This window comes from Shewanella sp. SW1, from assembly GCF_025653545.1.
Classification (GTDB): domain Bacteria; phylum Pseudomonadota; class Gammaproteobacteria; order Enterobacterales; family Shewanellaceae; genus Shewanella; species Shewanella oncorhynchi.
This window is the reverse complement of sequence record NZ_JAKKSG010000023.1, coordinates 61,089-74,848: the sequence shown is the minus strand read 5'-3', so window position 1 is coordinate 74,848 and position 13,760 is coordinate 61,089. Positions and strand designations below refer to the sequence as shown.

13 protein-coding genes are annotated in these 13,760 nt (G+C 46.1%); 6 read left to right on the top strand and 7 right to left on the bottom strand.

Annotated features, from left to right (window positions below):
* Window positions 1-13: 13 nt before the first annotated feature.
* Window positions 14-940, bottom strand: a complete 927-nt coding sequence (locus L5M71_RS18810; protein WP_263208977.1) for a LysR family transcriptional regulator — start codon at window positions 938-940, stop codon at window positions 14-16.
* A 134-nt stretch (window positions 941-1,074) separates the two neighbouring features.
* Between L5M71_RS18810 and L5M71_RS18805 the strand changes: the two genes are divergently transcribed.
* Together L5M71_RS18805 and L5M71_RS18800 are read left to right on the top strand one after the other, a co-directional pair.
* On the top strand, window positions 1,075-2,097 hold the full coding sequence (locus L5M71_RS18805) for a zinc-binding alcohol dehydrogenase family protein (protein ID WP_263208974.1): 1,023 nt from the start codon (window positions 1,075-1,077) through the stop codon (window positions 2,095-2,097).
* On the top strand, window positions 2,094-2,378 hold the full coding sequence (locus tag L5M71_RS18800) for a putative quinol monooxygenase (RefSeq protein WP_168825853.1): 285 nt from the start codon (window positions 2,094-2,096) through the stop codon (window positions 2,376-2,378). Before L5M71_RS18805 ends, L5M71_RS18800 begins: the two co-directional genes overlap by 4 nt.
* 50 nt (window positions 2,379-2,428) lie before the next feature.
* Here the strand turns inward: L5M71_RS18800 and L5M71_RS18795 are convergent, their stop codons facing one another.
* From L5M71_RS18795 to L5M71_RS18780, 4 genes are all read right to left on the bottom strand, one after another.
* Window positions 2,429-3,160, bottom strand: coding sequence for a fumarate reductase iron-sulfur subunit (locus tag L5M71_RS18795; RefSeq protein ID WP_113940800.1), 732 nt, complete (start codon window positions 3,158-3,160; stop codon window positions 2,429-2,431).
* The gene (locus L5M71_RS18790) at window positions 3,160-5,166 is read right to left on the bottom strand and encodes a fumarate reductase flavoprotein subunit (RefSeq protein ID WP_263208972.1); all 2,007 of its coding nucleotides are present in this window, start codon (window positions 5,164-5,166) and stop codon (window positions 3,160-3,162) included. Before L5M71_RS18790 ends, L5M71_RS18795 begins: the two co-directional genes overlap by 1 nt.
* 93 nt (window positions 5,167-5,259) lie before the next feature.
* Entirely contained in the window at window positions 5,260-5,931 is a 672-nt protein-coding gene (locus L5M71_RS18785) for a fumarate reductase cytochrome b subunit (protein WP_263198005.1), read from the bottom strand.
* 171 nt (window positions 5,932-6,102) lie between these two features.
* Window positions 6,103-6,825 carry a fumarate reductase cytochrome b subunit gene (locus L5M71_RS18780; RefSeq protein ID WP_131523403.1) on the bottom strand — a complete coding sequence of 241 codons (723 nt, stop codon included), beginning with the start codon at window positions 6,823-6,825 and terminating at the stop codon, window positions 6,103-6,105.
* Window positions 6,826-7,279: 454 nt separating this feature from the next.
* On the opposite strand from L5M71_RS18780, the gene prmA reads away from it, so the two are divergent.
* The 4 genes from prmA to L5M71_RS18760 all read left to right on the top strand — a co-directional run bounded on the left by prmA (window position 7,280) and on the right by L5M71_RS18760 (window position 12,953).
* The gene (gene prmA / locus L5M71_RS18775; RefSeq protein ID WP_263201733.1) at window positions 7,280-8,161 is read left to right on the top strand and encodes a 50S ribosomal protein L11 methyltransferase; all 882 of its coding nucleotides are present in this window, start codon (window positions 7,280-7,282) and stop codon (window positions 8,159-8,161) included.
* 174 nt (window positions 8,162-8,335) lie between these two features.
* On the top strand, window positions 8,336-9,304 hold the full coding sequence (gene dusB, locus L5M71_RS18770; RefSeq protein WP_173497867.1) for a tRNA dihydrouridine synthase DusB: 969 nt from the start codon (window positions 8,336-8,338) through the stop codon (window positions 9,302-9,304).
* 16 nt (window positions 9,305-9,320) lie between these two features.
* Window positions 9,321-9,626 carry a DNA-binding transcriptional regulator Fis gene (fis, locus tag L5M71_RS18765; RefSeq protein ID WP_006083371.1) on the top strand — a complete coding sequence of 102 codons (306 nt, stop codon included), beginning with the start codon at window positions 9,321-9,323 and terminating at the stop codon, window positions 9,624-9,626.
* A 312-nt stretch (window positions 9,627-9,938) separates the two neighbouring features.
* Window positions 9,939-12,953, top strand: a complete 3,015-nt coding sequence (locus L5M71_RS18760; protein WP_263208966.1) for a UvrD-helicase domain-containing protein — start codon at window positions 9,939-9,941, stop codon at window positions 12,951-12,953.
* Between the two features lie 63 nt (window positions 12,954-13,016).
* Here the strand turns inward: L5M71_RS18760 and L5M71_RS18755 are convergent, their stop codons facing one another.
* Both L5M71_RS18755 and L5M71_RS18750 read right to left on the bottom strand, forming a co-directional pair.
* Complete coding sequence (locus L5M71_RS18755) at window positions 13,017-13,304, bottom strand: hypothetical protein (RefSeq protein ID WP_113940804.1); 288 nt, start codon at window positions 13,302-13,304, stop codon at window positions 13,017-13,019.
* An 8-nt stretch (window positions 13,305-13,312) separates the two neighbouring features.
* A complete protein-coding gene (locus L5M71_RS18750) occupies window positions 13,313-13,747 on the bottom strand; it encodes a pilus assembly protein PilZ (protein ID WP_219251928.1) in 435 nt (144 codons plus the stop codon).
* Window positions 13,748-13,760 lie beyond the last annotated feature (13 nt).

The following is a 13,760-nucleotide window of genomic DNA, read 5'->3' as shown; positions in this document are numbered from 1 at the left end:
GCTTTTTTGTTATCTAAGATTTTTTCACTACTAATATTTTACTCAAGTTTTTACTCAGAGCCTGTGTTCGCTGCCGGAGCATTTCCCGCAGTAAGAGCACGACAGGCGTGACATGTTCACGTCCTGGGCACACTAAGTACAAATCGACGGGCTCCCCCTGATACTCAGGCAACAAACGTACTAATCGCCCTGAGATTAAGTCATCGGCCAGATCTAGACTCGACTTAAATACCAACCCTTTGCCAGCCACAGCCCAACGGCGGGCAATCTCGGCATCATTAGCACTACGATTGCCCGTGACTCGCACTTTGAATTCTTGACCATCACGCCTAAATAGCCATTGATCGTGGGTGCGATCATCTAACTTATAAAACAAGCAATTATGCTCAACTAATTGCTCTAATGAATCAAGCGCACCAAACTTGGCGAGATATTCAGGTGAGGCGCACAAGACACGATCAACACTGCAGATAGGAAAAGCCACTTGGTTAGAATCCTGCGGTTTTCCATAGCGCACGGCGACATCAATTTTATCGTGATAAAAGCTGCTGATATTGTCGCCAAGGTGCAAGCGCACTTGCAGTTGAGGAAAATCGAGCAAAAAATCGTCGAGCCAAGGCACAAACAAATTACGACCAAAGTCTGAAGAAACCGAAAGGCTTAAGGTGCCAGATATTTTACCTTTATCACTGGCGATAGCCTGTTCGCCAAGCGCTAAATCGCTTAGCGCACGTCGGCAATGAATAAGATAACGTTCACCTTGCACAGTCAAACGTAAGCTGCGTGTCGTGCGGATAAATAAACTAGTATCGAGCTGTTTCTCAAGCCGTTTTATTGCTGCACTGGCAGAAGCAGCCGAGATATCCATCTCGGCTGCTGCGGCAGATATATTGCCGCAATCAGCGACTCGCACGAACAAAGCTAAATCATTAATCAGCATGATTATCAAAAATCCTTTGAAAAAATTACAAACTTTATCCTGTTTATCTCTTGGCTAATATTCCACACAATGGCTACACGATACAAGTACACTCAAACAAGTAAACTCCAGCAAGTACACCCAGAGGAATAAACATGAAAGCCATTGGTTACCAGACAGCAGGTGCAATCACAGCGCCCAATGCATTAGAAAACATCACGCTAGCCGAGCCAACTGCGACAGGTTTTGACCTTTTAGTGGAAATCAAAGCCATTTCTGTCAATCCGGTTGATACAAAAATCCGTGCATCTAGCTCAGCGTCTGCAAGCGAATACAAAATTATCGGCTGGGATGCGGTCGGTGTCGTCAAAGCCGTTGGTGAGAAAGCCAGTCTTTTCAACGTTGGCGATGAAGTGTGGTATGCGGGCGATATCAGTCGCAGCGGAAGTTACGCAGAATATCAATTGGTTGATGAGCGAATTGTCGGCCATAAACCTAAAAGTTTAACCTATACCCAAGCCGCGGCATTACCTTTAACGGGGATTACGGCATGGGAGATTTTATTCGACCGTTTAGCTTTACCCCAAGATGGTTCGGCAACTGACGCCCGTATTTTAATTATCGGTGCGGCCGGCGGTGTGGGTTCAATCATCACTCAGCTTGCAGTAAAACTCACTGGTGCAGAAGTCATAGGCACTGCATCTCGTCCTGAATCCGCCGCTTGGGTGCATAAGCTTGGTGCCGATGCTGTTATCGACCACACCAAGCCACTTTCACAGGAACTTGCCAATATTGGCATTACTAATGTGACCCATGTGATTAGCTTAACCCAAACCGATCAGCATTTTGATGAAATAGTACAAGTGCTTAAGCCACAAGGAAAACTAGCATTAATCGATGATCCCAAGGGGCCATTAGATGTGATGAAACTTAAGCGTAAAAGCTTATCCTTACACTGGGAACTGATGTTTACCCGCAGCCTATATCAGACCGAGGATATGATTGCGCAACATCACTTACTCAACCGCTTAAGCGCCCTTATCGATACAGGCGAGTTACAGAGTACGTTCGGTGAGCACTACGGCACCATTAATGCCCAAAACTTAATCAAAGCTCACGCTCAGATAGAGTCTGGCAAAGCGATCGGTAAAATTGTTTTAGAAGGTTTTAACCAATGAAAATAACAGTATTTGCTCAAATCATAGCGAATCAAGGCCAAAGCGATACGCTATTTAAGATACTCAAGCAACTCGTGACAGACACTCATACCGAGGCTGGCTGTATCGAATACAAACTGCATCACTCATTAGATGATGAAAATATCTTCTGGATGTACGAAATTTGGCAATCCCAAGCCGCACTGGATGAACATATGGCGAGTACGCACTTTCAAGCATTCGTCGCTCAAACCGCAGACATAATCAATCGAGCTGACATTCACAAAAGCTACGCCTGCTAATCAACAAAAAAGCGCCAAACACGTTGGCGCTTTTCATCATTTATCACTCATCAAATCAAAGTCATGGCCATCTTACGGCGTAAATACGCAATTTGCTGCATGTGTGGCAAATCCTTAGGACAGTTGTCTTGGCAGCCGAGTAAAGTCATACAACCAAATACGCCATCCTGATTGCCAATCACATGGTAAAAATCCTCGGCAGTACGAGCGTCACGGCTGTCCATCTCAAAACGAGCTATTTTCATCATGCCCACAGCGCCGACAAAAGTTTCACGCATTTGTTTAGTCGCACAGGCAGAAACACACACGCCACATTCAACGCAGCGCTCTAACTCATACAAACGCGCTGCTTCATCTGGATCCATAGGATCTTCAAGCCGATGCACGCTTATATCATTGGCCTTAGGGTGTAACCACAGCTTTAAGCGTTCGGCCAGTTCCCGCATAAACTTACCAGTGTTAACCGAGAGATCACCAATCAACTCAAAACCTGGCAGCGGCATTAAGGTGATTTCGCCCTTAGGATATTTGGCCGTTAAGGTGCGGCAAGCTAGCGTCGGGAAACCGTTGATCACCATAGCGCAGCTACCACAGATACCAGCACGACAGACAAAGTCGAACTGCAATGAAGTGTCTTGTTCTTCCCTGAGTTTATTAAGGGCGATAAATACCGTCATCCCCGGCGTTTCGGTAAGCTGATAACGCACCATTTTCGGCTTATCGTTTGGCTCCTGCGGATCATAACGAAAGATATTAAAGGTTAACTGACGACCTTGGCTCATTATGATTTTTCTCCTAATGCATTGGCAGATGGACTTTTTAAAGTATCACTTAAACGTTCATTATTGGGTTGTAAGCTCTCGGGTAATTCAAAGGGCATAAGAGCCCGCTGCCTTTGATAACGGTCAGCATCATCACCTAGCTCAGCTAAAATCTCGGCAATTTGCTGTTCACGCTTTTCGGTATTGGGATGCACTATGGCGTTGTTGATGCCATAACCACGATAACCCGGCGGGAGTTCCATCTTCATCACATCGAGTGCTTCGTAGTTAAGCTCAGGTTCGAGTGCATCGGGAACCGGCCAGCTGGCCAAGGTGCGATTCAGCCAGTCTCGATCATTTCGCTGCGGATAATCCTCGCGAGCATGGGCACCACGACTCTCTGTTCGCGCCGCTGCGCCGCAGGCTACGGTTAGCGCCACTTTTAGCATACGCTTGACCCGCAGGGCTTCAACTAACTCAGGATTAGCGTGACGCTTTTTACACTTAAGTCCGAGTTTACGCGAACGCTCGAGCAACACTTTTAGCTCGGCAACCGCTTTTTCAAGCTCGGGGCCATTACGGAAAATCCCCACATAATCCATCATGATGCGCTGCATTTCGCGCTTGAGCTCAAAGGCGCTCTCGTGACCATCACCCTCGACTAGCACATCGATTTCACTCTGCACCTGCTGCATAAACCGTTCAGCAAGCTGAGTGTCGATCTCAAGGCTATTGTTCTCACAAAAATCGGCGACATATTTACCAATAATCATGCCGCCAACCACGGTTTCGGCCAACGAATTACCGCCTAAACGGTTAAAGCCGTGCATGTCCCAACAAGCCGCCTCACCTACGCTAAATAAGCCTTTAAGCTGCGGACTTTCACCTGTGGCATTAGTCCGAATACCGCCCATAGAATAATGCTGAGTTGGGCGTACAGGGATCCAATCCTTAGCGGGATCGATGCCAAGGAAATTCTCACAAATTTCCTGCACTTCCCTAAGATTCGTTTCAATATGCTTGCGACCTAAAAGGGTAATATCTAGCCACAAATGCGGGCCATAAGGGCTATCAACGCCCTTACCTTTACGTATATGTTCGGTCATGCGACGCGATACTACATCCCGCGATGCCAACTCCTTTTTATCGGGCTCATAATCAGGCATAAAGCGATAACCGTCTTTATCGCGCAATAAGCCGCCATCACCACGGCACCCTTCCGTTGTTAAAATGCCCACGGGAACAATGGCAGTGGGATGGAATTGTACCGCCTCCATATTGCCAAGCCTTGCCACGCCCGTTTCCAATGCCAACGCTTGGCCAATACCTTCGCAGATGATCGCATTGGTCGACACTTCATAAATTCGGCCATAACCACCAGTGGCTATCGTAGTGGACTTAGCCACATAGGCTCTAAGTTCACCCGTAATCAAACAACGAGCAATCACGCCATGGCAACGCTTACCATCGTGAATAAGTGCCAAGGCTTCGATACGTTCATGGACGGGAATATCCATGGAAATCGCTTTGTTATCCATAGCGTATAACAGCGAATGACCTGTACCGTCGGCGGTATAACAAGTGCGCCATTTTTTAGTCCCGCCAAAATCACGGGCGTTAATAAGACCATGGGCTTCTTGGGCCTCATGTAGCGTGACTTTTTGCGCATTGACTATCACTTCTCTCGGGCCAGCAGTCACCCGAGACCAAGGCACGCCCCAATTGGCCAGCTCACGTACTGCCTTAGGTGCACAATGGGCAAACATCCGTGCGACATCTTGATCGCAGCCCCAGTCGGAACCTTTTACCGTATCTTGAAAATGCACATCCTCATCATCGCCCATCCCCTTAACGGCATTGCCTAAACTCGCCTGCATCCCCCCTTGAGCGGCAGCAGAGTGGGAACGTTTTGCAGGAATGAGAGACAGAACTAAAGTGTCAAGCCCACGCTCTTTCGAAGCGATAGCGACCCTTAAGCCCGCGAGCCCAGCTCCTACCACCAATGAATCGGTATAAATCAGTTTCACGCCTGCTCCTTAATGGGGTCTATTGTTTTGTGCTGTTTTTTTATGTTCGACATTCTATTCACTGATTAACTTAATCATTGATTAAAAGCGGAATTAACTCGCGTAGGGTAAAAATGCCAGAAGTGAGGCGACACCAACAGTGACAAATAGCACGCTCACTATGGTCTTGATCTTACGTAATCGACTGCGGTTGTTGAGATCCCGCGCCGCCCCCCATTTCAAAGCCACACGGTAAATGCCAATTGCTGCATGTAACTCCACAGTGAGCAGCAAAGGCAGATAAACCATCCAGACACCTTGATTCCAAATACGATCGGCGCTTCCCTGAGGGCCAATGGTTTCGGGAGCCGAGCCAATAAGCCACAAATGCACAGGCAACAGCAGTAAAATCACGACACCGGTAATGGCTTGCCAACGCCACAAGCGAGTATCGCTGTGGTTGATCACTTGCATTTGTTGGCGTAGAGCCCTTTGCTGACGCAGACTCATGGGTAATTTTTGCAATGCCACTAACACGTGCACTAACGTCAAAATGGCAATACCAATAGCAATACAAGTCACTACCCAAGGATAACCGTGTCCGTCAGCTGACAGAAAACTCAGCTCCATAGTGCGAGCCACCCAACTCATGGCATCCGCACCCAATAAAATCGATGACACTAACACTAAGTGGGTCCACAAAAAGACTGCGAGTATTACCCCAGACAAACTCTGGCTTAAATCCAGCCAAGCACTCCATTTTTTAATATTTAATTTGATCGCCATCCTATCGCCTCACGCCGTTGACCTTATCGAGCCAATCTCATTAAGTCTTATCGCAAACTAATATCGCTCACACATCCACACGAAAACGTGAGCCAGATCAATTGAGTGCTGAATAATTAACCTAATGCTTAATAATAGCAGTGAAACAAAATCCTGCTGCTGGCTTAAAGCCTACTCAGGTACGAAGGGCTGCACAGGAATATCGAGCTCGCTACCGATAAATAGATATGAAACAAGGCTCGCAGTACCAAGGCATAGCAGATATATAATCAACACCTTAGCGACTTTTCGTAGACCTGAACGTTTAGTGGTTATGCCCCACTTTACCGCCACGCGATAGAGACCAATCATGGCGTGTACCACTACAGCGGGAAGTAACAGCGCATACAGCAACCAAGCATTATCGTGATAAACCCGCTCAGCCGATAGATGCGGGCCAATTTCGGGATTCAAAATCATAGTGAAGAGGTGAACAGGAACGAGGAAAAATAAGATAAAGCCAGTGATCAGTTGCCAAAACCACGCATGGGTATCCTTATGCTTGATATTCCCCATGTGCGAACGCAGGGCTCGCCATTGCCCTAGCTGCGCCGGAAAACGCCGTAGCGCCACCGCGGCATGTACTATCACCACCAATAGCATAAACACTGAAAACACTTTAGTGACTATAGGAAAACCATGTCCTGTGCTGCTAAACATTCCACCTTCAAGCAACTGAACGACCCGATAAAAAGCCTCTTTACCCAGCAAAATACTCGATTCAAAATGCATGTGTAATAGTAAAAAGCTGCCAAGCATAATCCCTGTCGCACTCTGCAGCCTATCAGCCTTAGCCGACCAAGGATGACCTAGCGGTGTACTCACCCTATTGTGAACTCGAGTTATGCTTGTCATCTTGAATTAACCTATGTCGTTTATCGTTGGCACCTCTTGGCAAACTACACCATAGCAGCAACTCAAATCAGGCTTCAGTGTCACAGATTTAAAGCGTGAGCCAACTCACCTGACGGAGTTAAACTCTTAGAAGATGATCACAAAAAACGTATCAAAACCAAACAAAGGTAAAACCAATTAACCAATACTTTTCATAGCGTTATATCAGATAATAAAACTGACAATTCGCTTTTTAACACCAATCCATACCCGCCAGCTAACGCCTTGTCTGTATAGACAAAAGCGTAATACCAGGATAGCCAGTCGTCGAACCTAAAGCCTAGTGATAACCAAACGACCTTACCTAAAGCGCTTTAAATTCCCGCTACATCCTGCATTTTGGGATAGTTTGGGTATACAATACCGCGATATTTTGAACCCTTAGTTTATGAACACTCAGTCACAGGATGCCCCCATGCCTTGGATCCAACTCCGTATAAACACCAATAGCGATGACGCTGAAACCATCAGCGACTTGCTCATGGAAGAAGGTTCAGTCTCTATCACCTTCGAAGACGGTAAAGACACCCCTATTTTTGAACCTAAATTGGGCGAAACTCCACTGTGGCGCGATACCGTGGTAGTGGCCTTATTCGATGCAGAAACCGATCTGACACCGACCATCGCCATGCTGAAAACCTTGCCTTTCCTCGGTGAGAACTTCAGCCATAAAGTAGAACAAATTGAAGATAAAGACTGGGTACGCGAATGGATGGATAACTTCCACCCCATCCAATTTGGCACACGCTTATGGATCTGCCCAAGCTGGCGCGAAATCCCTGATCCAACCGCAGTCAATGTGATCTTAGATCCGGGTCTTGCCTTCGGTACTGGCACTCATCCCACGACAGCACTGTGTTTAGAGTGGCTAGACAGCTTAGATTTAAGCGATGAAGAAGTGATCGATTTTGGCTGTGGTTCAGGCATCTTAGCCGTAGCAGCACTGAAACTGGGCGCGAAAAAAGTCACAGGTATCGATATCGACTATCAAGCCATCGACGCCTCGCGTGCCAACGCCGAGCGCAATGATGTCGCTGACAAGCTGGCGTTGTACTTACCAGAAGACCAACCCGCCGAGCTCAAAGCCGACGTACTGGTCGCTAACATTCTTGCAGGCCCTCTGCGAGAATTAGCGCCTTTGATCGCAGAACGCGTAAAAACCGGTGGCAAACTTGCCCTTTCCGGTCTCCTCAAAGAACAAGCCCAAGAAATCTCTGACTTTTATAGCCAATGGTTCGATATGGACGCAGCGGCTCACAAAGAAGATTGGAGTCGCTTGACAGGTAAGCGTAAATAGCGCTAAAGGGTGGCGCAACATGCGCCACCGCTGGCTTCCAACAATTTGGCCTCTGACTTCTCGTCAATTAAAAGTCAAGAAAAAAAATTACCTCTAGGTCATTTATTGACCTTTTCACGGCCAACAAAAAGGGCTACTATAGCGCCCCTTTGAAGAGCTAAGGTGAAACATAAAATGCAGATTGGACCCTATCAACTGAACAATCAGCTGATCGTGGCACCAATGGCAGGTGTCACCGATCAAGCCTTCCGCAATCTTTGTCTTCGTTATGGCGCAGCCTTAGCGGTTTCCGAGATGCTTTCATCCAATCCTGAAGTTTGGGATACAGATAAAAGCCGCCAGCGCATGACGCATTCTGGCGAGGAAGGCATCCGCTCAGTGCAAATTGCAGGGGCTGATCCTGATTTAATGGCGCAAGCCGCCTTGTTCAATGTAGAACAAGGTGCTCACATCATTGATATCAACATGGGTTGCCCGGCGAAAAAAGTGAATAAAAAGCTGGCAGGCTCGGCGCTAATGCAAAATCCAACGCTGGTAAAAGAGATTTTACAAGCCGTGGTCGCCGCAGTGAACGTGCCTGTCACGTTAAAGATTCGCACCGGCTGGGAGCCAGAGCACAAGAATGGTGTTCAAATCGCCCAGATTGCAGAGGATTGTGGCATAGCCTCGCTCGCCGTTCACGGCCGCACGAGACAATGTATGTACAGAGGCAACGCCGAGTACGACACGATCAAAGCAATCAAACAGAATGTCTCGATTCCTGTTGTCGCCAATGGGGACATCGACAGTCCGGAGAAAGCCCGCTTTGTGCTGGAATACACCGGTGCCGATGCCTTGATGATAGGACGGGGTGCTCAAGGACGGCCTTGGATTTTCAGAGAAATCCAGCACTACTTGGAAACGGGTAATAAGCTAGCGCCCATTGAGGTTGCCGAACAGCGTCAAGTGATGCTGGAACACCTCACCAAACTGTATGACTTATATGGAGAATACAAGGGTATCCGCTTCGCCAGAAAACATATGGGATGGTACCTAGACCAAGAAGCTCAGCGCCAATTTAGGGCTGACTTTAATCGGCTGGAAACCGCTGCAGAACAGTATTCCCTCGTGGAATGTTATTTTGATGAATTAGTACAGAATTAATAAAGAGCAGAATAGAATGTTTGATCAGACAACTAACACAGAAGTTCACCAGCTTACCGTTGGCAAAATCGAAACAGCAAACGGCACTATCAAGCCCCAGTTATTACGTGACGCCGTCAAGCGTGCCGTAACTAACTTCTTCGCACAGTTGGACGGTCAGGAAGCACAAGAAGTTTATGAAATGGTGCTAAGCGAAGTTGAAGCGCCTCTGCTTGACATCATCATGCAACACACTCGTGGCAACCAAACCCGCGCAGCAAACATGCTAGGTATCAACCGTGGTACTCTGCGTAAAAAATTGAAAAAATACGGCATGAATTAATCCGCAAGGATTAAGCTGTTGTATTGAAAAAAGAAAAGGCCTGAAGAGATTCAGGCTTTTTTGCTTTCTGATACACGCCTTTCTAATACATAGTTACACACAGTCAAAATCATGCTTGGTTTATCATTCATCTCACTTCAAACTAAGACCTAGTTAACGAATACCTAAGTTTTGCTCCATCTAGAGACCAAAATCAATAAATAATCCATACAGCCCATAGCACAACCTTGACACGAGCCATCGTGTTTTAAGTTATAATGCATTTAAAAATCAGTCTGTTAATTCTAAAACTTTTTAGCCGTAGGTTTTACATTGTCATTGAATCACTCTGAACAAGATATCAAACACAGTTGGTTTGGCCGTTTCTTTATTGGCAAAGCTGATGCGGTAAAACTCACCACGAGTGGTATTAGCATTAATCGCACTAAAGGCGGCTTTTTTGCTCACTCTCGCAGCGCTAACAAAGTAGAAGCTGACGAATGTTTTACCTGGCAACAGCTCGATTCCCCACCATTTTTTACCTTAAGTCCACTAGGTTATCTACTCGGTTTCACAGTATTAGGCAAAGCCTATCAACTGCCGTTTCTCAGCTATTTTGCACAGCATCAATTTAGCAATCAAATCGCACAGTATTGGGCAAATGCCAATGGGCCGCGCGTTGCTGAGTTAATGGCGAAAGTGGATAAGACACTGACACACACTTATTTACGTGAATCACGTTTAGAAATGATACAAGCCAGAGTCGCGCGCGAATACCAGCGCTGGTTCCCTTGGTGTGAAAACCTGCCATTAGCGAGAAATCTACACACAGGGTTAGCGAGGCTTAAGCAAATCCACCGCTGGACTCGCGCCGATATAAAGCAGTTGCGTGAAGATTATATTCTGTCGCAGCTCATTAAATTTGCTGACTATTTTGAGCATGTAGAATCTAACCCCTTAACCGAAAAACAGCGCCGAGCTTGTATTATCGATGATAACAATAACTTGTTATTGGCAGGCGCAGGCACGGGAAAGACCAGTGTGATGGTTGGTCGAGCAGGATATTTGCTTGAGAGTGGTCAAGCAAAAGCCGATGAAATATTGCTATTAGCCTATGGCCGTAAAGCGGCTGACGAGATGGATGAGCGGATTAAAAACAGGCTCGGTACGGATGATATCAAGGCGAGCACCTTCCACAGTTTAGGCTCAAAAATTATCGCCGACGTTGAGCGAGCAAAACCGAGTTTGTCCCCTTTAGCGGAGGATGACAAAGCCAAAGAGCTGTGGGTGCACAATACCCTTGAGACTTTGATTGAAGATGAGGCTTACCGTAAACAACTTTTCGAATATTTCAGCCGTTTCTATTATGTTGAAAAAAGCCCGTTCGAGTTCGATATGGAAGGCGAGTATTTTCAATACTTGAATGATAACGATATTCGCAGTCTTAAAGGTGAGCGAGTCAAAAGCTTTGGTGAGCTCTACATTGCCAACTGGCTATTTAGCAATGGCATCGAATATGTCTATGAAGCTAAGTACGAGCATGATGTGCGCAGTATTGATTTTCGTCAGTATCAACCCGATTTCTATCTACCCGAATACCAAATTTATCTTGAATACTATGGTATTGATGAACACCAGCATACCGCTCCTTATATCGATAACCAGAAATACTTGGAATCGATGGTATGGAAACGCCAGCTACATCAACAGCATGGCACTAAGTGTGTTGAGCTATTTTATTACCAACATAAAAAAGGTTTGTTAATCAGTAAGCTTGAGCAAGCTTTACAGGTCTTTAAAGTACAATATGCGCCCTTACCCGATGAAGCCATACTAGCAACCCTACATGAACTTGGCCGCGTGACCGAATTGGCAAAAATGTTTAGTCAGCTGATAGGGCTGTATAAAGCGGCTTGCCTTGATGAACATGGACTTGAGGGGGTATTTGCTCGCGCCGCCGATGCTCGGCAGACCCGCAAGGCATTCGAACTGCTTGAGCCCATAATCACGCGCTATGAGCAACATTTAGCAATAAATGGCGACATTGATTTTGAGGACATGATTGGCAAAGCGCTGACGTATCTGCAACGCGGGCAATTTATTAGCCCGTGGCGTTTCATTATGGTGGATGAGTTCCAAGATATTTCAGAACCACGTGCCCGCTTAGTACGTGCCTTGAGGGATTCCTGTGCGCCCCATTCTAAAGCGTTGGCGTCTTTATTTTGTGTCGGGGATGACTGGCAGGCAATTTATCGTTTTAGCGGTGCAGATGTAAGTTTAACCACGCAATTTAGCCAATATTTTGGCCCAACAGCCCAAAGCTACTTGGATCTGACTTTTAGGTTTAACAGTAGTATTGGGCAAGTTGCCACTCAGTTTGTCACCCAGAATCCCACGCAATTGAGGAAGGACATTCGCTCCCTCATGCAGGTCGCCTACCCTGCAGTCTCAATATTACGCCGCGGAGAAAACGAGCAGTCAAACCTAAATGAACCAAGCCCAAATGCACTGGAACAATCATTAATGGCCATTAGTGCAAGGATAAGCGCTAGAAGTGACAAACTTAACAGCGTGGCAAGCGTCTATTTACTGGCACGTTTTTGGTTTCAGCTACCCGATAAAACCCAAGTAAACCAACTCGAGGCTAAGTACCCTAACTTGAAAATCGAGTGCCAATCTTTTCATGCTTCGAAAGGGAAAGAAGCCGATTATGTGGTGATCATGGGGATGAAGACGGGAATGCATGGCTTCCCTTCAATGAAAGTCACTCCTCCGATACTAGATGCATTTTTACCAAAAACGGAAGCGTTTGAATTTGCAGAAGAACGTCGACTGTTTTATGTCGCGTTAACGCGGGCAAAACACCGCGCCTATGTGATTGCCGATATGACAGACGTGAGCCCATTCGTCACCGAACTGCTTACAAAAGGCTACGCAATTGAACAAGATGAGTTCAGCACCTCTTTAGTACAAAGGTTATTTGAAGACATAAAATGCGTGCGTTGTAGCACGGGAACGCTTAAGCCTAGAACGGGAAAATTTAAATCGTTTTATTCCTGCTCACATTTTCCCCTTTGCGATCACAAGGAAGAAGGTTGTGAGCTCTGTGCTAGCCCAATGACCCGCACACGCTTTGCTGGCTTTAAGGTATGTTTGAATGAGAACTGTGGTCATATAGCACCACTTTGTAGCCTCTGTGGTGGCGATATGCTGTTAAAGGATGGTCGATTCGGCCCCTTTTGGGCTTGTCGCAATTACCGCGGGCAAAACCTACCCAGCTGCATGAATATTCTAAACAAGGCCAAGTTGTCGCTCCCATGTGAGCGACCCACAAAGCATGTGATCTAGATGCAAGAATGCTCAACAAAAGCCTATAACAATGAGTCGCAACTCATTTTTATAGGCAGGAATTTAGAGTAAAAAGAAGAAATAAACAACGAGGAAAAAGGAGCTGAGTGCGCCAATAACCACTGGGTAAATGAGATAAGCATCTTGCGCTCTGGCAGCACGAATAAAACATAAATGAGCCAGAAAATAATTATAGATAAAAATCATAATTGAAATCATCACACCATGGCTAAAGCGTAATGTATTCATATTGAGTGCAACAATAATAAGCAATAGCCAATTCAGCAGAATAAGATACAGAAAGACCTTCTGTAATTTATCCGAGCCGTTTCGATGAAAAGATGCAGCCATTGCATATCCTATATTTTCGCCCTTAGTCTAATTGCATCAATCAAGTTCTGGACTTCAGCCTTGTCACGATAAATCCAGCGAGCGCCTAAGAACTTCAATCGACCTTTAATCGTGTGTTCTCGAGTTACCTCACATAAGACTCGTGTTTGCTCAAGTTCAATATAGAATCTCCTCCCAACTGACAGTGGTTCATTGCACAAAATCCCAACACCACCAATGCTAATATCTTTTATATTTGCAGTTCCAATCGGCGTAATAACAAACCAGCGAGTTGTTGATAAATTTACTGTCAGGCCATCGCATGCAAATGCGAGTGGCGCTCTTTTATTTCGTCTCAGGCTAAATCTTTGATGAGTTCGACGATTATCAAATTCAATAATCTGATACTCAGGGGTCGCTTCAACTTCATCCTCAGAATGTACAAACTCTTCATACAGATTCATAGTCATCCCTAAC